Source organism: Streptomyces endocoffeicus (genome assembly GCF_016741935.1).
Taxonomy (GTDB): Bacteria; Actinomycetota; Actinomycetes; order Streptomycetales; family Streptomycetaceae; genus Streptomyces; species Streptomyces endocoffeicus.
In genome coordinates, this window is the sequence record NZ_JAERRG010000003.1 from 411,551 (window position 1) to 428,521 (window position 16,971).

Below are 16,971 nucleotides of genomic sequence, written 5' to 3' on the forward strand. Positions count from 1 at the left end.
GACACCTGCTAATCATTTAACACGTGTCGTCGCGGAGGAGGGCGGGCCATGAGTGCGCAACAGGGATCGGTCGTGCTCCGGCGGCCGCATCGCCCTCGGGCCATCGGCTTCCTGGGCCTGGAGACGGTCGGTGGATGGGCCGTGAAGGTGTACGGCATCAGCGCGTGGACCGATGTGCCGCGTCCCGCGCTGGTGGCCGCGACCGTGGAGACCGCGGCCTCGGTGCTGCCCAGCCCCGCTCGGACGGGCAGCCGCCATGGCATCGGGTTCGCCGTCGCGCATGACGCGGCCGACCGCTGTTTCGCGCTGGTGGACTGGTGGCACGGGGAGAACGAGATCCATCAGCGGCTGTTCTCGGCGCCCCTGGAGCAGCCGGACGCGCTGACGCCGCACCCCGGTGAGGCCATCGGCTGCGTCTGGGAGCTGGCCGTCACCGACTTCGAACGCCGGGCATGGCTGCGCCATGTGCTCGCTAACCCCGACGGCCCGGACACGGATGCCTATCTCACCGCACGCTTCGCGGGAAGGGTCTAGTCATGGCGATGACACCGGAACGGCTGGCAGGCTTCGGCGAGGCATGGCGGCGGAAGGATCTCGACCTGCTGATGGAGTTCATGACGGACGACTGCGTGTTCCGCGCGTCCGTCGGCCCGGAGCCGGGCATGACCTTCCGTGGACGGGCCGAAGTGCGCAAGGGGTTCGAGCTGATGCTCGCCTACGACGCGGGGCTCGAATCGCGGCCCGGCGGGGTGGCCTTCATCGCCGGGAACCGGGGCGCTTCCCAGTGGTCCTACACCGGTACCGACGCCGATGGCCAGGTCCACGAGGTGCACGGCTGCGACATGTTCGAGTTCGACGGCGATCGGATCCGGGTGAAGGATGCCTACCGGCGCGTGCACGGAGACATCGGTCATGCTGCCACCGACTAGGGCCGAGGAGGTCGAGGGCCTCCCGGTGGGCATCGCCCTGCTCCATCACTTCGCCAACACCGAGGATCGCCGGGGATTCGTCGCGCACGGGCGGCGCCTCACGGGACACGACGCGCTCGCCACGCCCGTCGATCTGGAACGCTGGCTGCGGGAACATGACCTGCTCGTGGGCGAGGCTCCCGACACCAAGGCCCATCAGGGCCACCTGACCAGAGCCCGCGAGCTGCGCACGGCGCTGCGGGCCGCGCTGCGCCAGGACGCGGAGGGCGACGGCCAGGGCGGCGAGGCCGCGGTCGGCTACTCCTTCCACGTCACACTGACCGCCGGCCACGGCGCCCACCTGACCATCGCGGCCGACCCCGTGGACACCGCCCTCGCGCACATCGTCATGTCCGCGCTGACCGCCACGGTGAATGGGACCTGGCATCGGCTCAGGGTGTGTCCGGCCCCCGACTGCCAGTGGGTCTTCTACGACAACTCCCGCCCGGGCAAGGCCAAATGGTGCTCACCCCAGCTGTGCGGCAACCGCGCGAAGACGCAGGCGTATCGCCGCCGCCGATCGACCTGAATCGCGAGCAGGCGCACGGGCGTCCTGGGAGCCCACCACCTATCAGGGCATCAGCGACTGGGGACACCTCCCGGTCGGCCGGACCATCCTCGACAGGCTCGAACGGTTCCGCCTCGGCGCCCGCTCCCCTGCCCGATCCGAGCCCACCGTGCCCGCCCTCGGCGGCCCCGGCATCCCCGACGACTGACACCGGCGGCTTGTAGGGTACGTGGCATGCCGGATGCCCCGCCCCGACCCGAGCCGTTCACCCCGCGGACCGACCCGGCCGCGCTCGAGGACCTCCGCGCGCGGCTGCGCGCGACCCGCTGGCCGGACGCGCCCGAGGACGCCGGGTGGGCGCTCGGGACCGACCTCGCCTACCTCCGAGAGCTCGTCGCCTACTGGGCGGACGGTTTCGACTGGGCGGCGCAGGAGGCGGCGCTCGCCCGGCTGCCGCGCTTCCGTGTCCGGCTCGGCGGCCTCGGGATCCACTTCGCCCACATCCGGGCCACCGCCCCGGCCGGACCCGCCCTGCCGCTGGTGCTCAGCCACGGCTGGCCGGACTCGTTCTGGCGCTATACGAAGGTCATCCCGCACCTCACCGACCCGGGTGCGCACGGCGCCGACCCCGCCGACGCGTTCGACGTGGTCGTGCCCGACATGCCGGGCTACGGGTACTCCGACCGGCCCACCGGCCCGCCGCTCGACTCCATCGCCGTCGCCGGGCTGTGGGCCGAGCTGATGGACGTCCTCGGCTATGAGCGGTTCGGCGCGGCGGGCGGGGACGTCGGCAGCCATGTGAGCCGCTACCTCGGGCTCGACCACCCCGGCCGGGTGGTGGCCGTGCACCGCATGGACGGCGGCCTGCCCGTCTTCACCGGCGACCCGGCGGATCTCACGCCCGAGGAGCGCGCCTGGTTCGAGACCGTCACGGGCTGGGGCGCGGCCGAGGGCGCGTACGCCGCTATGCACCGCACCAAGCCGCAGACCGCCGCCTTCGGGCTCACCGACTCACCGGCCGGGCTGGCCGCGTGGATCGTGGAGAAGCTCCGGGCGTGGAGCGACTGCGACGGCGATATCGAGCGCAGCTACACCAAGGACGAGATCCTCACCAACGTCACGCTCTACTGGCTGACGGGCACGATCGGCTCCGCGATGCGCATGTACCACGCCAACGCCGCCATCCCGCCCGCGCAGCACGCCCGCCGGGTCGAGGTGCCGTCCGGCTTCTCGCTCTTCCGCGGCGACATCGTCCGCCCGCCGCGGGCGTGGCTGGAGCGCACCACGAACCTCGTGCGGGTGACCGAGCCCGCGCGCGGCGGACACTTCGCGCCGTTCGAGGAGCCCGAGCTCTACGCCGAGGAGCTGCGGGCCTTCTTCCGTCCCTACCGGGCGGCGGCGACAGGCTGACACCCGTTCCGGCACCGCTTCCACCCCCTCAGGACACGGGGGCCGGAGCCCGCGCCGGGGTCCAGCGCAGATGAACGGCCTGGTCGGCGGGGTCGGGCCGGAGCAGTGACAGCCGGGGCCGTACGGCGTCGGTGCGCGCGGCCGGGGGCTTGCGGCCGCCCGCGCCGAACTGCACCGGCCATGCGGCGCCGGTGCCCCGGTACTCCTGCTCGGCCGCCGCGTGCAGGGTCCAGTGCGGGTCGTACAGATGGGTGCGGCCCACGGCGCACAGATCGGCGCGGCCCGCCAGCAGCAGGGAGTTGACGTCGTCGTACGAGGCGATCGCGCCCACCGCGATGACCGCGGCCCCGGTGGCGGCGGCCACCTCGTGGCGGATGCGGTCGGCGAACGGGGTCTGGTAGGAGCGGCCGAAGGCCGGGCGCTCGTCCTTGGTGACCTGGCCGGAGGAGACGTCGATGGCGTCCGCGCCGTGGGCGATGAACGCGCGGGCGATCTCCACGGCGTCATGCTCGGTGTTGCCGTCCGGCACCCAGTCGGTGGCGGAGATGCGCACGATCACCGGCCGCTCCGCGGGCCATGCCTCCCGCACGGCGTCGAAGACCTCCAGCGGGAAACGCAGCCGGTTCTCCAGCGGGCCGCCGTACGCGTCGGTACGGCGGTTGGCGATCGGTGAGAGGAAGGAGGACAGCAAGTAGCCGTGCGCACAGTGCAGTTCGAGCAGATCGAACCCGGCGTCGGCACCCCGGCGGGCGGCGGCCACGAAGTCCGCGGCGATCCGGTCCAGGTCGGCGCGGGTGAGCTCGCGCGGCACGGCCGAGCCGGGACCGTACGGCAGCGGGGACGGGCCGACGACCTCCCAGTTGCCCTCCGCCAGCGGGTCGTCCATGCCCTCCCACATCAGCCGGGTCGAGCCCTTGCGGCCCGAGTGGCCGAGCTGGAGGCCGATACGGGCGGTGCTCCGCTCATGGACGAAGGAGACGATCCGCCGCCAGGAATCGCCCTGCTCGCCGTTCCACAGACCGGTGCAGCCGGGGGTGATGCGGCCCTCGGGCGAGACGCACACCATCTCGGTCATCACCAGTCCGGCGCCGCCCATGGCCTTGGAGCCGAGGTGGACGAGGTGGAAGTCGCCGGGCACGCCGTCCACGGCGGAGTACATGTCCATCGGCGACACGATCACCCGGTTCCTCAGCTCCAACGCGCCCAGCCGGTACGGCTGGAACATCGCCGGTGCCACGCCGTCGAGGCCCTGCGCGGCGGCGAAGGCCATGTCGACCCGGTCGGCGAACTCCGGGTCCCGGGTGCGCAGGTTGTCATAGGTGATGCGGCGGGAGCGGGTCAGCAGATTGAAGCAGAACTGGGTCGGCTCCTGATGGACGTACATCCCGATGTTCTCGAACCACTCCAGCGAGCCCTGCGCCGCCCGCTGGGTGGACTCCACGACCGGGCGCCGCTCGGTCTCGTAGGCGGTCAACGCGCCCTCGGCATCGGGGTGTTCGTGCAGACAGGCGGCGAGCGCGAGCGCGTCCTCCATGGCCAGCTTGGTGCCCGAGCCGATGGAGAAGTGCGCGGTGTGGGCGGCGTCCCCGATGAGCACGAGGTTGCCGTGGTGCCAGCGCTCGTTCCGTACGGTCGTGAAGTTCAGCCACTTGGAGTTGTTGGCGAACACCTGGTGGCCGTCGAGTTCGTCGGCGAAGAGCTCGCGGACGCGCGCGACGGCGTGCTCGTCGGAGGCGCCCGGTGCGAAGCCGGCCCCCTCGGTGGCGTCGAAGCCCGCCCGCCGCCAGACGTCCTCGTGCATCTCGACGATGAAGGTGGAGCCGGTGGCGGAGTAGGGGTAGCCGTGCACCTGCACGACGCCCCATTCCGTCTGCCTGACGAAGAACTGGAACGCCTCGAAGACCCGGTCCGTGCCGAGCCACATGTACTTGCTGTGCCGACGGTCCAGGGAGGGGCGGAAGACCTCCGCATGGGCGGCCCGTACGGAGGAGTTGACGCCATCGGCCCCCACCACCAGGTCGTACGAGGCACACAGCCGCCCGGTGTCCGGGGCGAGGGTGGAGAAGCGCAGGGTGACGCCGAGGTCGCGGCAGCGCTCCTGGAGCAGGCGGAGCAGTTCCTTGCGGCTCATGGCCGCGAAGCCCTGGCCGCCGACGGTGTGGCTCTCGCCCCGGTAGTGGATGTCGATGTCGGTCCAGCGGGCGAAGCGCCGGGCCATGTCCTGGGCGATGGTGGTGTCGGCGTTCTCGATGCCGCCGAGCGTCTCGTCGGAGAAGACGACGCCGAAGCCGAACGTGTCGTCGGGGGCGGTGCGCTCCCAGACGGTGATGTCGTGGGCGGGGTCGAGCTGTTTCATCAGGGCCGCGAAGTACAGTCCGCCGGGACCGCCGCCGATGATCGCGATCTTCAAGGGGGTTCCTCTCAACTCTCGGCGACGGCCTCGGCGGCCGGCTCGTCCGGGGTGGCCGGCTCGTCCTCGGCGGCCGTGCGCAGCAGCTTGAAGCGCTGCAGTTTGCCGCTGGTGTTGCGCGGCAGGGCGCTCTGGAACCGCACCTCGCGCGGGTACTTGTAGGGCGCCAGGACCTGCTTGACGTGGTCCTGGATCTCCTTCGCCTTGGCCGCGTCGCCGGGCACACCGTCCCGCAGCACCACGAAGGCGCACACGATCGAGCCGCGCTCGGCGTCGGGGCGGGCCACCACGGCGGATTCCACGACGTCCGGGTGGGTGTCGATGGCGGCCTCCACCTCCGGGCCGCCGATGTTGTACCCGGAGGACACGATCATGCTGTCGCTGCGGGCGTGGTAGTGGAAGTAGCCGTCGTCGTCCCGGTGGAAGATGTCACCGGTGATGTTCCAGCCGGCCAGGACGTAGTCCCGCTGGCGCTCGCCGCCCAGATAGCGGCAGCCGACCGGGCCGATGACCCCGAGTCTGCCCGGCTCCCCGGGGCCGAGTTCCGTGCCGTCGGGGCCGAGTACGGTGGCGCGGTAGCCGGGGACCGCCTTGCCCGTGGCGCCGGGCCGGATGTCGTCTCCGGCCGCGGAGATGAAGATGTGCAGCAGCTCGGTGGCGCCGATGCCGTCGATGATCCTCAGGCCTATGTGCTCACGCAGCTCCTGCCAGGTGGCGCGGGGTATGTGCTCGCCCGCGGACACGCCGACGCGCAGCCCGGCCAGCCGCCGCTCGGCGCCCTCGCGCAGGATCGCCCGGTAGGCGGTGGGCGCGGTGGCCAGGGCGGTGACGCCGTGCCGCGCCACCAGCTCCGCGAGGTGCGGGGGAGTGGCGGACTCCGTCAGCAGGGCGCAGGCTCCGGCCCGCAGCGGGAAGACGACCAGCATGCCGAGGCCGAAGGTGAAGGCCAGAGGCGCGGTGCAGGCCGCCAGATCGTCCGGGACCAGGCCCAGGGTGTGGCGGCCGAAGGTGTTGTCGATGGACAGGATGTCCCGGTGGAAATGCATGGTGATCTTGGGCGCGCCGGTGGATCCGGAGGTGGGGCCGAGCAGCGCCACGTCGTCGGCGGCGGTGTCCACGTTGGTGAACTCACCGGACTTGTCCGCGGCCCTGGCCACCAGATCGTCCGGGCCGCCGCCGCCGTACTCCACCACTGCCAGTCCGGGCAGCGCGGTGTCCCGGGCCGTGCGGACGTCAGCGGCGAACCGGTGGTCCACCAGGGCGATCGACGGCAGGGTGCGCTCGGCCACGGGGACGAGCTCCCGGGTGCGCAGGGCGGCCATCGTGGTCACCACCACGCCACCGGCCTTGAGGACACCGAGCCAGGCCGCCACGGTCCAGGGGTTGTTGGGCGAGCGCAGCAGGACGCGCCGCCCCGGCACCAGGCCCAGGTCCTCGGTGAGCACCTGGGCCACCTGATTGGCGCGGATCAGCAGTTCGCCGTACGTCCACACCTCACCGGACGGGGTGCGCAGGGCGGGGCGGCCGGGGCCGAACAGCGCGGCGGGGGTGTCGATGAGCTCGGTGGCCGCGTTGAGCCGGTCCGGGTAGCGCAGCTCCGGCGTGGTGAACTCGAGGGTCGGCCACAGATGTGCGGGGGGCAACTGGTCGCGGGTGAAGGTGTCGAGGTGGGCCGAGGGCGAGAGGGGGAGCGGAAGAGTCACGGAAGAGTCCTTCCGGGAGCCCGCCGGGGAGAGCGGCGGATCAGGTGGGGCGGATCAGGCCCTCCTGGACCACGGTGGCCAGGTGGCGGTGATCGCGCGTGTAGAAGCGCCCCGTGCCCAGGCCCCGGCCCGCGTCGGCGGCGACGGCCTCCTGGACGTAGAGCAGCCAGCCGTCCACCGGCCCCGGGCGGTGGAACCACATCGCGTGGTCGAGGCTCGCGGTGACCAGTCCGGGTCTGGCCCAGGGCAGGTCGAGCACCCGCAGCACGGGTTCGAGGATCGTGTAGTCGCACACATACGCCAGGGCGGCGAGGTCCCGCTGGGCGTCGGTCAGCCCGTCGACCGGGCGCAGCGGGTCGAAGGGCTTCAGCCAGACCGCCTGGTGCGGAAGGCGCTCTCCCTCGACGGTGAGATAGACCGGGCCGGGGACGTGCCGCATGTCGAAGCCGCGGCCGCCGGACCAGTACGCCTTGGACTCCTCGGTCATGGAGCCGCCGTCGCGCTCGGCGAGGTACTCCGCCGAACTGGGCAGGTCCTCCGGGGCGGGCACGTCCTCGCCGAAGCCGGCGTGGAAGTCCGCACCGGCCTCGCCCGCCGCGAATCCGGCCAGGCAGACGTAGAGCGGCTTGCCGTTCTGATAGCCGCGCACCTGCCGGGTGCTGTAGCCGCGGCCGTCGCGCACCACCTCCACCTCGTAGCGCACCTCGGCGCCGATGTCGGCGGGGCGCAGGAAGTAGCTGTGCATCGAGTGCGGCGACTTGCCGTCGGTCACCGACCGCATGGCCGCCGCCGCTGCCTGGGCCACCAGATCGCCGCCGTACGCCTTGGGCCAGGGGCAGGGCTGGGTGGTGGCGGTGAAGGCGAGGTCGAAGTGTTCGGGCTGGGTGGGCTTGAGGGTGACGGCGGCGGTGAAGACGGCCGAGGTGGGGGGCGTCGGGGTCATCGGCGGTCCAGCCAGTCGCGCAGCTCGGTGTCGGCGATATCGGGCAGGTTGACCACGATGTTCTCCGGTGTCCGGGTGGTCATCCAGGTCAGCGGCTTGGTGCGGGAGAGGTTGCACTCCACGTGCGGCATGAACGGTGGCACGAACACCCAGTCGCCCTCCTCCATGTCGACGTAGTCCCGGAGCTCCTCGCCGAAGTAGATGCGGGCCCGGCCGGACAGGACATAGCCGCCGGTCTCGGCCTCGCCGTGGTGATGGGTCACCGAGCGATAGCCCGGTTCATTGCTGACCTTGCCGAACCACAGACGGGTGGCCGGGGTGTGCTGGATGCTCACGCCCGAGACGCGGACGGCACCGCCCGAGTCGGCGGTGTTGGCGCTCTCGAGGCCGCCGCGCGTCACCACGGGGGCGACGATGCCGCTGGGCAGCCGGTACATCGAATTGTCGCCCTCGAGGCGGTACTTGCTCAGATCGGGCTCCATGGGGTCGGCTCCGTTCAGTCGGGGACCAGGATCCGATGTCTCGTGTTTCTCACGGTCGTCATCTAAAGTCAATACACCTGCCCGGCCGTGGGACAGGACGGAACACAACCGAGCCGGAGGCCCCATGACCCCCGTCCCCGTGAACCCGAGCACCCTGCCGGCACCCAGCGGCTACTCACACGGAACACTCGCCGGAAACACCCTCCACCTGGGAGGACAGACCGCCCTCGACGCGGACATGAGGATCGTTCCGGGGGGTATCGTCGAGCAGTTCCGGCAGGCGTTCGGCAATCTGCTCACCACGCTGCGCGAGGCCGGCGGGCGGCCCGAGGACCTGGTGAGCGTGACCATCTACCTCACCGACATCCCCGACTACCAGGCGCACGGCAAGGAGATCGGCAAGGTCTGGCGCGAGCTCGCCGGGTCCGTCTACCCGGCCATGGCGGGCATCGGCTGCACGGCGCTGTGGCAGCCCGAAGCCATGATCGAGATCCTGGGTGTGGCCGTGATACCGGAGGAACGACTCGTGCCGCCGCGCGCGTAGGAGGGAGACCGCCTCCCTCCGCGACGCCCCGGCGAGAGCGGGTGATCACCATCGCCGCGCCAGACGTTAGGGTGCCGGGAATGACCGCGCAGACGACACCGGCCACCACCGTGGCGGGCGAACGGGAGTCCCGCCACGCCCCGCTCATCCTCACGCTCTACGGCCTCTACGCCCGGGGCGAGCACAACTGGCTCTCGGTCGCCTCGCTGATCGGCCTCATGGCGGACCTCGGCGTGGAGAGCCGGGCTGTGCGGTCCTCGGTCTCCCGGATGAAACGCCGCGAGGTGCTGCGCGGCGAGCGCCGCGAGGGCGTCGCCGGATACTCACTCGCCGGCTCGACCCTGCAGACGCTCGCCGAGGGGGACGTACGCATCTTCCGGCAGGCCAGGGCGTCCCGCGAGGACGGCTGGGTCCTCGTGGTGTTCTCCGTGCCCGAGTCCGAGCGCGAGAAGCGGCACGCCCTGCGGACGGCCCTGACCCGACTGGGCTTCGGCACCGCCGCGTCAGGCGTCTGGATCGCCCCCGGACACCTGGCGGACGAGGCGCGGCGCACCCTGGAACGCCGGGAGCTGTCCGCGTACGTCGACATCTTCACCGGCGACCACGTGGCCTTCGGGGACCCGCGGCAGAAGGTCCGCTCCTGGTGGGATCTGGACGAACTCACCGCCATGTACGCGGACTTCCGGCACCGGTACGGCCCCGTGCTGGACGCCGTGACGCGCCGCGAGCCACGGCCACTGGAGGCGTTCCGGACCTACGTACCGATGCTGACCCAGTGGCGGCGCATGCCCTACCGCGACCCGGGGCTCCCCCTGGAGCTGCTTCCGCCGGAGTGGAACGGCGTGGCCGCGGGCGAACTGTTCGACCGGCTCCACACCCTGCTGAGTGCCCCCGCGGCGACCCACGCCGCGGGGGTCGTCCATGCGCGCTAGACGTTGAATCTGGCGCTGTCATCGGACCTATCTTCCTCTTGATGTGGACGCGTCATCCTCTAGGCGGTAGCTTCTGCGAAAAGTTCAGACCTGAGCAAGGCTCTCCGAGAGGATTGATCGGATGTTAGCGAAACGGGTCTGCAAACGGATCCACCTGCTCTGCGTCGCCGGCGCACTGGTCGGCGGCCTCGCCCTCAGCGGTGGCACCGCGACGGCCGGAGCCCGGAGCGACGCGGGTGTCCGGGCATTGCCCGCCGGGGTCTACTTCCAGAACGAGGGCACCGTCGAGGGGTGGTCCAACTACCCGCAGAAGCCCCAGAAGCAAGGCGTCATCCGTAATGTCACCACCCCCGCCTACAAGGGCGGCAACGCCATCGAGGCCAAGCAGACGTACATCAACGAGGGCGGCGGCTACCACTCCGAGACCATACAGGCCTCCACCCAGGCCGTCGGCCAGGACCGCTACTACGGCCAGGCCGTCTACCTCGCCCCCAACTGGCAGTTCCACAACCAGAACGTCACCTTCCAGCAGTGGTCGCCCGAGGATCCCGAGGGCCCCTGGGAGCTGATGTTCATCCAGAACGACGAGCTGCGCATCGGCGGGTCCGGGGGCATCAGCGCGAACGTCGCCAAGGTGACCGATCTGCGTGGCACCTGGATCCGGATCGTCACCCGCCTGAAGTTCCACGCGACCGACGGCGCCTTCGAGATCTGGGTCAACGGCGTGAAGAAGTACAGCAGGACCGGTGTCACCGTGCTGCCCAAGACGTCGAACACGGTCCGCTGGTCGTCCGGGATCTACTGCACGGGCTGGCGCGAGAACCTGCCCGCGGGCCCGTCGGAGCTCTCCGTCTTCCATGACCAGGCGCGCATCGCCAACTCCTACAGCCTGGCCGAGCCCGCCAACTGGTGACTACGGTCGGGCCGGAGTCCCGTAGGCGGTGCGGACACCCGCGCCGCCTACGGGACGTGCCGCTACCCGACCGCGGGGAGGACCGTCAGGATCGCTTCTCGATGGTGATGAACGGGTCCCACTGGAAGTACCCGACCAGCTGCTGATCGCTGTCCAGGATCTGGAAGTAGAAGTGGTAGGTGACCTCGCCGATCTTCTTGACGTCCGCCTCCCAGAAGTGATCCTCGTAGTCCTGTGTGTCGAAGTCCGGCCGGTCGGTGGCCCCGTCCTTCGGGATCGGATAGGTGCCGTCGCCGATCACGACCCGCGGTGTGCTGATGAGCGGGTCGGCGCTCACGTACCGGTACAGCAAGGCGCAGTACTCGCTGTTGAGCGACAGCGTCGTCTCGCGCCACCGGATGATGTCCCTGGGGTTGGCGCGGAAGTTCAGCTCGGCACCCGAGGTGCCGACGACGCGGTCCTGGCGCGTCGTCATATAGATCAGGCTCTGGTCGACATACGTCGGCTCGTTGTAGTCCTTTGACGCGTCGGGATACCGCTTGGCGATCGAGTACGCGTCGAACGCGATCAATACATTGATGATCTCCGACATTTTCCTACTCTCCTTTTACCTTGTACGCCATGGCCCGCGGGTAGTCGTGCCGGTGCAGGCGGACCCGGATCAGCAGTGGTCCGGAATTGACCGGGTCGGTCGGGTCGGTGAGGCGGGCCAGCAGCTCGTCCAGCTCGGCGGCGTACGCCACGCTGACCCCGTGCGCCGGGGTCTTCTTGTCCGAGAAGACATCCGCCAGCCGCTCGTAGTGCCACGGGTGGAGGACGTTGTAGAAGTCCGCGCCATCGGTGTCATCGGCGCCGTGGGAGTCCCGGTCCGCGTAGTAGGACGGGTGCACCAGCATCTGCTCGATGCCGTAGAAGTGCCCGTTGTCCATCACGAACACCACCGACCGCAGCCCGAGCCTGGTGTGGGTGGAGATCTCCTGGCAGGTCTCCTGGAAGGCGCCGTCGCCGACGAACACCATCGGGCGGGCGTGGCCGCGCTCGGGGGCGAGCGCCGCGCCGGTGGCCGCGCCCACGGACCAGCCGATGGACAGCCAGCTGACCTGGGACAGGAAGCCGCCCGCCGGCAGGGTCAGGTTCATCGAGCCGATGAGGGAGAACGCGGCGTCGGAGACCACCGTCCAGCTCTCCCGGGTCTCCTTGGCCAGGAAGTGGTTGATCCGGTCGAACACCCCGTCGTACGTGAGCCGTTCGCCGGACCCGGACGACGAGCCGCCGGCGCGGAGCGTCGTGGCGCGGTGGTCCTCGAGGGAGGCGGGACGGTCCTCGGCTGCGCCGTGGTGGGCGTGGGCCTCGGCGTAGTAGTCGGCGGTCAGGCCACCGGAGCCGAAGCGCGCCACCAGCGCGTCCTGGAGGGCCGGTATCAGCCGGGCGAGCTGGACGTCGGGGAAGTACTGGGTGCCGACGCTGACACCGCCCCGGGCCGCCACCACCCAGTCCGTGCCGACAGACAGTTCACCGCCGAGGTTCTTCGAGGTGGACCAGGTGCCGAGGCCGATCCGGCAGGTGGCCCAGTCCTTGAAGACCGAGTGCACATCCGGGTGGCTGGCCTTGCCGTTGTAGACACCGTGGAACTGCGGCAGCCGCTCGTCGAGGACGGCCTTGGCGCCGACGGTGGTGCAGAACGGCACCCCGGTGGCCTGCGTCAGGTCGGAGAGCTGCCGGTCGAGGCGGAACCGCTCGACCTCCTCGCCCGCCCATACGATCGGCCGGGGCCTGCCGTCCGGGCCGGGGTGCTCCTCGACCAGCGTGAGGATCGCGGCGACGGCGCCCGCCAGCATGGCCTGGTTGCGCGCGCTGAACGGCCGCTCGCGGCGCAGCAGCGGCTGCTCGGCGACGGCACACGGCTCGTCCCACAGATCCTCCATCACCTCCAGATAGACGGGCCTGCGCTCGGACAGACAGGCGGTGAGCGCGGCGTCGATCTGGCCCGGGGCGAGGCCCGGATTGGAGATGACCTGCGCCTCCACCGTGACCTGCCGGTAGGCGTCCAGGTTGCTCTCCCGGCGCGGGCTCATATGGGAGGTGAGCAGGCCGAGGGCGCGGTAGTTCTGCCACTGCTCGTACGGCGGGCAGGCGTTGATGGCGATGAGCGGGACGTGCTCCACATACGCCCCGCCACAGGCGTTGAGCAGGTTGAACGCGCCGACGCTGTAGGTGACCGCGGCCGCGCCGATGCCATGGAGACGGGCGTAGGAGTCGGCGGCCTGGCCCGCGCCGCCCTCGGTGGGGGTGCCGACCCACTCGACGTCGCCCTCGGCCCGAAGAGTGGTGAGGAACGGGCCGAGGTGGTTGCCGGGCACCCCGAACAGATGGGTGATGCCCAGCTCGGCCAGGCGGCGGGCCAGATAGCGGGCGACCGTGCACTCGGGGGTGATGGCGGTCATGAGCCGCCCTCCTGGTCCGGGCCCGGGGTGGTGAGCGGCGGTGCCTGGTGGACGGCGGTGGCGGCGCGGATGGCGCTCTCCAGGGCGCCCTCGATCCAGGCGTGTTTGAGGGAGGTGTGCTCCCCGGCGAAGTGCACCGGGCCCTCGGGGCGGGAGGCGTCCAGATGGAAGCTGGTCATCTGGTGTGGGGTGTACGTGGCGGCCTCGCCGAAGGCGTACGGGTCGCGGGCCCAGCTCTTGGTGGCGCCCAGACCGGTGAAGAACACCTCGATGCGGCGGCCGTGCAGGGCCTGGAGGTTGCGCAGGGCGTAGACATAGCGCTCCACCTCGCGCATGGAGTCCCAGCGCGCGGCGTCGTCGGACCAGGAGTACGAGGCGAGCACCACACCGCCGGTGCTGCCCTCGACCGGGTGCGAGGGGTAGTAGATGAACCGGTTGGGGTTGTCGGTGGCGGAGCCGCCACCGAAGCAGTGGGTGGCGGGGCGCACGGCCGGGCCGCGCAGTGGCATGACGCTGTTGACCTGGCGTAACTCCTCGGTGACCCCGCTGTCCTTGACCGCGGCGCCGAGCAGGTCGCGGCCCGCCTCGGCGAGCGCGGGAACGGGATCGGGGCCGGTCCCGCCGCCGCGCTGGTAGTACTCGTAGAGGCCCGGTGTGATGCTGTCGAGCTCCTCTCGCCAGTCGTCCTCGGTGAACTCCCACCACCGGTGGCTGAACTCCAGCAGCACCTTGGTGGCCGAGTCGTAGTGGGTCTCGATGATGGCGCGGCGCTTCTTGTACGACATCGAGGGGACGATCTCCACGAACCGCAGGGTGGAGAACGGGATGGCGACGATGGCCAGATCCGCGGTCCACAGGCGCGTCGGACCCGCCGGGTTGTCCTCGGCCACGGTCTGCACGGCCACGCCCCATCCGTCGGGTCCGACGGCGCCGGTGCCCTCGGGCGTGGTGTCGCGGCTGGGGTCGAAGTACTCCAGGCGGATCATGCGGTGACCGAACCGCACCTCGTCGCGCAGACCCCGGTGGAGGGCGTCCGGAAGCCGCCAGCTGCCGCCGGGTATCTCCCAGTACCGCACACCGGGGCTGATGTCGGTGTGGCTCAGGAAGCTGTGGAAGAAGGAGAGATGGAGCCGCGAGGACATGTTCTCCAGCGTTCCGACCGCCTCGATGGCCTCGTCGCTGAGCCCGGCGTAGTCGCGCAGGAAGCCACCCATCGAATAGCCGTCGAAGTCACGGATCACCCGGGCCCAGCCCTCGATCCACTCCTCGAGCGGCTTGTTGACCCGCTTCCCGTCCACCACGTCGGAGTAGTAGTCCCGCACGCTCTCCAGCGCGTCGTCGACCATCCGCACGGCGGGGGCGCGGACCTCGTCGTCGGTGAGGTGGAAACCCTCGTTGATCTTCTCCGGGACGGCGCTGTAGTCGGCGCGCCGCACTTGGACGCGGTTGGTGCGGATCCAGGTGTTGCCGCGCTTGTCGGGCGCGCGGAAGTCGGGGCTGTCGTCGCCGTAGGTCCAGGTGCGGCCGGTGAAGGAGGTGTACGTCACCGGGGGGACGGGGACATCGGGCCCGCTGCCGGTGGCGGGGTCCACGTCCACGTTGTAGAACAGGCGGCGGCCGAGCCCGAGTTTGTCGACGAGGGCGAGGACGAGCGGGTGGAAGTCGGGCAGCCGCATGGCGCCGGCCTCGGCGTACTGGGCGGCGTCGTCGAACGGCTGGTGGTGTTTGGTGGTGCGGAAGGTCTTGACGCGCCCGCCGACACGGCCGGTGTTGGCATCGAGGATGGTGACGTCGTGGCCCGCGTCCTTGAGCAGGCGGCCGGCCACCAGGCCGGTGATCCCGGCGCCGATGATGAGGATCTTCTTGCGGGGGTGGCGGGTGACGCCGAGGCTGCCCGTGTCGATGAGGGTGTGGAGATAGCCGAGTTTGAGGTCGGTGTTGTCCGGTCCGATGAGGAGGAGTTCGCGGGCCAGCTTGAGACAGGTCTGCCAGCGCGCACGGGTGGCGGAGTTTTCGCGTGGAGCGTCGGTCATAGCTTGCGATCGTAGATTTGAAGAAACGATTTCTCGTTTCTTTCAAAAGGTAATGTATGGGTAAAGTCCTAAAAGGGCGGACCTGGTGACTGACGGAATTTCGACTTGCTGGATTTTCCCTGGACGGAGCCCGAGATCCGGCTGGGACGGGTGCTTCACCAGGGGTCGAAGGGGAAGGGAGGCGCGGTGGCGTCAGGGCCTCGGCGAACTCGGTGGCCCTCGCGACGATGGGCGCAACGGGGCCGGGTCGGCCATGTTCGAGATATGGACGGACGTCGAACTGCTGCCCGATAATGAAGAAAGGCGCGCCGCAGCGATACCTATGGCCGCTCGGGTGCCTTTCAGAAACCCATTCCGATGGGTCCGACCGCCCATCCGAATTGGTTTCAGGCCGTCAAGGACGTGGCGTACGGGAAATGAGTTGAGCGGGTTTCCGGCGCGCCGGAAACCCGCTCAACTGCTGTATGGGACTTACGTCGGAGTCGTCACCGCTTCCCGGCTCACCGCGCCGTCCCGAGCGGCCGCACCGGCCTCCGCGTCCAGGCTTCGGCGGAAGGTCTCGGGAGCGACCGCCATCGTGGCCGCGGCGATGAGGGCACCCGCCGCCACCAGGGCCATCAGGCTCCAGGACGCCCCGCCGCTCCACAGGACCACCGACGTGGCCAGCATCGGGGTGAAGCCGCCGAGCACCACACTGCCTGCCTGGTAGCCGACCGACACTCCGCTGTACCGGACCCGGGCGGGGAACAGTTCGGCGTAGAACGCGGCCAGCGGGCCGAACACCGCGCCATGTCCCAGGGCCATCATCAGGACCAGGGCCAGACAGATCAGCACCGGCGACCGGGTGTCGACCATCAGGAAGAACGGTCCCGCGAAGGCCGCCATGAAGAGCGCGCCCCCGATGAACACCGGCCGGCGGCCCACCCGGTCCGAGAGCGCACCCCACAGCGGGATCACCGCGATGTCCACCGCGGCGGCGATCATCACCCCCGTCAGTCCCACCTGCCGTGACAGATCGAGCTGTTCGGAGAGGTAGGTGAGGATGAAGACGGTGAAGATGTAGTAGTTGCCGCCCTCCGCGAACCGGGCACCGATGGCGATCAGCACCTCCTTGGGGTGCTTGCGCACCACGTCGACCAGGGGTCGCCGGGACCCTGGGCGTTCACGCCCGGGAGGAAGCGCTTCTTGACGCTGCTCTGACCCGCGCGGGCGCACGCGTCTGCGCTGACCTCAGCTGGGACGTTTTTGGCTCTCGATGTAATCCTTGATGACGGCGAGCGGGGCGCCCCCGCATGAGGCGGCGAAGTAGGACGGCGACCAAAAGTGCTCACCCCACAGGTACTTACGGATATGGGCTGGGAACTCCTGCCGCAGGCGCCGGGCGGAGACACCCTTGAGGGAGCCTACGAGTCGGGAGATGGCGACCTTGGGCGGGTAGTGCACGAGCAGGTGCACGTGATCGCGTTCGCCGTTGAACTCCCGCAGCTCCGCGCCGAAGTCGGTGCACACGTCGCGCATGACCTCTTCGCAGCGCCGAAGGATCTCGTCGGTGAATGGTCCGCGCCGGTACTTGGGGGTGAAGACCAAGTGTGCGTGGAGGGTGCAGACGACGCTACGTCCCATGCGGACATCGGGATTTGGCTCCCAGCGTGGTGACATAGATCAATGCTACGATCACGCC

The 16,971-nt window shown here is 70.2% G+C and carries 16 protein-coding genes; 7 read left to right on the forward strand and 9 right to left on the reverse strand.

Features of this window, described 5'->3' with window-relative positions; genetic code table 11:
* The first annotated feature begins 48 nt into the window (after positions 1-48).
* The 4 genes from JK364_RS11975 to JK364_RS11990 all read left to right on the forward strand — a co-directional run bounded on the left by JK364_RS11975 (position 49) and on the right by JK364_RS11990 (position 2,886).
* The gene (locus tag JK364_RS11975; protein ID WP_201850478.1) at positions 49-534 is read left to right on the forward strand and encodes a hypothetical protein; all 486 of its coding nucleotides are present in this window, start codon (positions 49-51) and stop codon (positions 532-534) included.
* Between the two features lie 2 nt (positions 535-536).
* On the forward strand, positions 537-929 hold the full coding sequence (locus JK364_RS11980) for a nuclear transport factor 2 family protein (protein WP_201850479.1): 393 nt from the start codon (positions 537-539) through the stop codon (positions 927-929).
* Complete coding sequence (locus tag JK364_RS11985; RefSeq protein WP_201850480.1) at positions 913-1,497, forward strand: CGNR zinc finger domain-containing protein; 585 nt, start codon at positions 913-915, stop codon at positions 1,495-1,497. Before JK364_RS11980 ends, JK364_RS11985 begins: the two co-directional genes overlap by 17 nt.
* Positions 1,498-1,710: 213 nt before the next feature.
* Positions 1,711-2,886, forward strand: a complete 1,176-nt coding sequence (locus JK364_RS11990; RefSeq protein ID WP_201850482.1) for an epoxide hydrolase family protein — start codon at positions 1,711-1,713, stop codon at positions 2,884-2,886.
* 28 nt (positions 2,887-2,914) lie between these two features.
* On the opposite strand, the gene JK364_RS11995 is transcribed toward JK364_RS11990, so the two are convergent.
* Genes JK364_RS11995 through JK364_RS12010 form a run of 4 tightly spaced genes read right to left on the reverse strand, consistent with a single transcriptional unit; the run spans position 2,915 to position 8,424 of the window.
* Entirely contained in the window at positions 2,915-5,296 is a 2,382-nt protein-coding gene (locus JK364_RS11995) for a bifunctional salicylyl-CoA 5-hydroxylase/oxidoreductase (protein WP_201850483.1), read from the reverse strand.
* A gap of 11 nt (positions 5,297-5,307) precedes the next feature.
* Positions 5,308-6,999, reverse strand: a complete 1,692-nt coding sequence (locus tag JK364_RS12000) for an AMP-binding protein (RefSeq protein WP_201850484.1) — start codon at positions 6,997-6,999, stop codon at positions 5,308-5,310.
* A 40-nt stretch (positions 7,000-7,039) separates the two neighbouring features.
* Positions 7,040-7,942 carry an acyl-CoA thioesterase gene (locus JK364_RS12005; protein WP_201850485.1) on the reverse strand — a complete coding sequence of 301 codons (903 nt, stop codon included), beginning with the start codon at positions 7,940-7,942 and terminating at the stop codon, positions 7,040-7,042.
* Positions 7,939-8,424, reverse strand: a complete 486-nt coding sequence (locus JK364_RS12010) for a cupin domain-containing protein (protein WP_138912206.1) — start codon at positions 8,422-8,424, stop codon at positions 7,939-7,941. Before JK364_RS12010 ends, JK364_RS12005 begins: the two co-directional genes overlap by 4 nt.
* A 124-nt stretch (positions 8,425-8,548) precedes the next feature.
* On the opposite strand from JK364_RS12010, the gene JK364_RS12015 reads away from it, so the two are divergent.
* The 3 genes from JK364_RS12015 (at position 8,549) to JK364_RS12025 (ending at position 10,813) form a co-directional block, all read left to right on the forward strand.
* Positions 8,549-8,968 (forward strand): RidA family protein, encoded by a 420-nt coding sequence (locus JK364_RS12015; RefSeq protein ID WP_201850486.1) that lies wholly within the window; start codon positions 8,549-8,551, stop codon positions 8,966-8,968.
* Positions 8,969-9,048: 80 nt separating this feature from the next.
* A complete protein-coding gene (locus JK364_RS12020) occupies positions 9,049-9,900 on the forward strand; it encodes a PaaX family transcriptional regulator (RefSeq protein ID WP_201850487.1) in 852 nt (283 codons plus the stop codon).
* Between the two features lie 121 nt (positions 9,901-10,021).
* Entirely contained in the window at positions 10,022-10,813 is a 792-nt protein-coding gene (locus JK364_RS12025) for a heparin lyase I family protein (protein WP_201850488.1), read from the forward strand.
* Between the two features lie 85 nt (positions 10,814-10,898).
* On the opposite strand, the gene JK364_RS12030 is transcribed toward JK364_RS12025, so the two are convergent.
* From JK364_RS12030 to tnpA, 5 genes are all read right to left on the reverse strand, one after another.
* Positions 10,899-11,405: an inclusion body family protein gene (locus JK364_RS12030; protein ID WP_201850489.1), complete on the reverse strand. Its 507-nt coding sequence runs from the start codon at positions 11,403-11,405 to the stop codon at positions 10,899-10,901.
* Positions 11,406-11,409: 4 nt separating this feature from the next.
* The gene (locus tag JK364_RS12035) at positions 11,410-13,257 is read right to left on the reverse strand and encodes a thiamine pyrophosphate-binding protein (protein WP_201850491.1); all 1,848 of its coding nucleotides are present in this window, start codon (positions 13,255-13,257) and stop codon (positions 11,410-11,412) included.
* Positions 13,254-15,290 carry a flavin monoamine oxidase family protein gene (locus tag JK364_RS12040; RefSeq protein WP_201850496.1) on the reverse strand — a complete coding sequence of 679 codons (2,037 nt, stop codon included), beginning with the start codon at positions 15,288-15,290 and terminating at the stop codon, positions 13,254-13,256. Before JK364_RS12040 ends, JK364_RS12035 begins: the two co-directional genes overlap by 4 nt.
* Before the next feature lie 471 nt (positions 15,291-15,761).
* Complete coding sequence (locus tag JK364_RS12045) at positions 15,762-16,421, reverse strand: MFS transporter (RefSeq protein ID WP_201850497.1); 660 nt, start codon at positions 16,419-16,421, stop codon at positions 15,762-15,764.
* Between the two features lie 99 nt (positions 16,422-16,520).
* Complete coding sequence (gene tnpA / locus JK364_RS12050; RefSeq protein ID WP_201850498.1) at positions 16,521-16,949, reverse strand: IS200/IS605 family transposase; 429 nt, start codon at positions 16,947-16,949, stop codon at positions 16,521-16,523.
* Positions 16,950-16,971 lie beyond the last annotated feature (22 nt).

Coding starts and splice junctions, on each gene's coding strand:
- JK364_RS11975 (WP_201850478.1), top strand. CDS start 49: ATGAGTGCGCAACAGGGATCGGTCGTGCTCCGGCGGCCGCATCGCCCT.
- JK364_RS11980 (WP_201850479.1), top strand. CDS start 537: ATGGCGATGACACCGGAACGGCTGGCAGGCTTCGGCGAGGCATGGCGG.
- JK364_RS11985 (WP_201850480.1), top strand. CDS start 913: ATGCTGCCACCGACTAGGGCCGAGGAGGTCGAGGGCCTCCCGGTGGGC.
- JK364_RS11990 (WP_201850482.1), top strand. CDS start 1,711: ATGCCGGATGCCCCGCCCCGACCCGAGCCGTTCACCCCGCGGACCGAC.
- JK364_RS12005 (WP_201850485.1), bottom strand. CDS start 7,942: ATGACCCCGACGCCCCCCACCTCGGCCGTCTTCACCGCCGCCGTCACC.
- JK364_RS12010 (WP_138912206.1), bottom strand. CDS start 8,424: ATGGAGCCCGATCTGAGCAAGTACCGCCTCGAGGGCGACAATTCGATG.
- JK364_RS12015 (WP_201850486.1), top strand. CDS start 8,549: ATGACCCCCGTCCCCGTGAACCCGAGCACCCTGCCGGCACCCAGCGGC.
- JK364_RS12020 (WP_201850487.1), top strand. CDS start 9,049: ATGACCGCGCAGACGACACCGGCCACCACCGTGGCGGGCGAACGGGAG.
- JK364_RS12025 (WP_201850488.1), top strand. CDS start 10,022: ATGTTAGCGAAACGGGTCTGCAAACGGATCCACCTGCTCTGCGTCGCC.
- JK364_RS12030 (WP_201850489.1), bottom strand. CDS start 11,405: ATGTCGGAGATCATCAATGTATTGATCGCGTTCGACGCGTACTCGATC.
- JK364_RS12035 (WP_201850491.1), bottom strand. CDS start 13,257: ATGACCGCCATCACCCCCGAGTGCACGGTCGCCCGCTATCTGGCCCGC.
- JK364_RS12040 (WP_201850496.1), bottom strand. CDS start 15,290: ATGACCGACGCTCCACGCGAAAACTCCGCCACCCGTGCGCGCTGGCAG.
- tnpA (WP_201850498.1), bottom strand. CDS start 16,949: ATGTCACCACGCTGGGAGCCAAATCCCGATGTCCGCATGGGACGTAGC.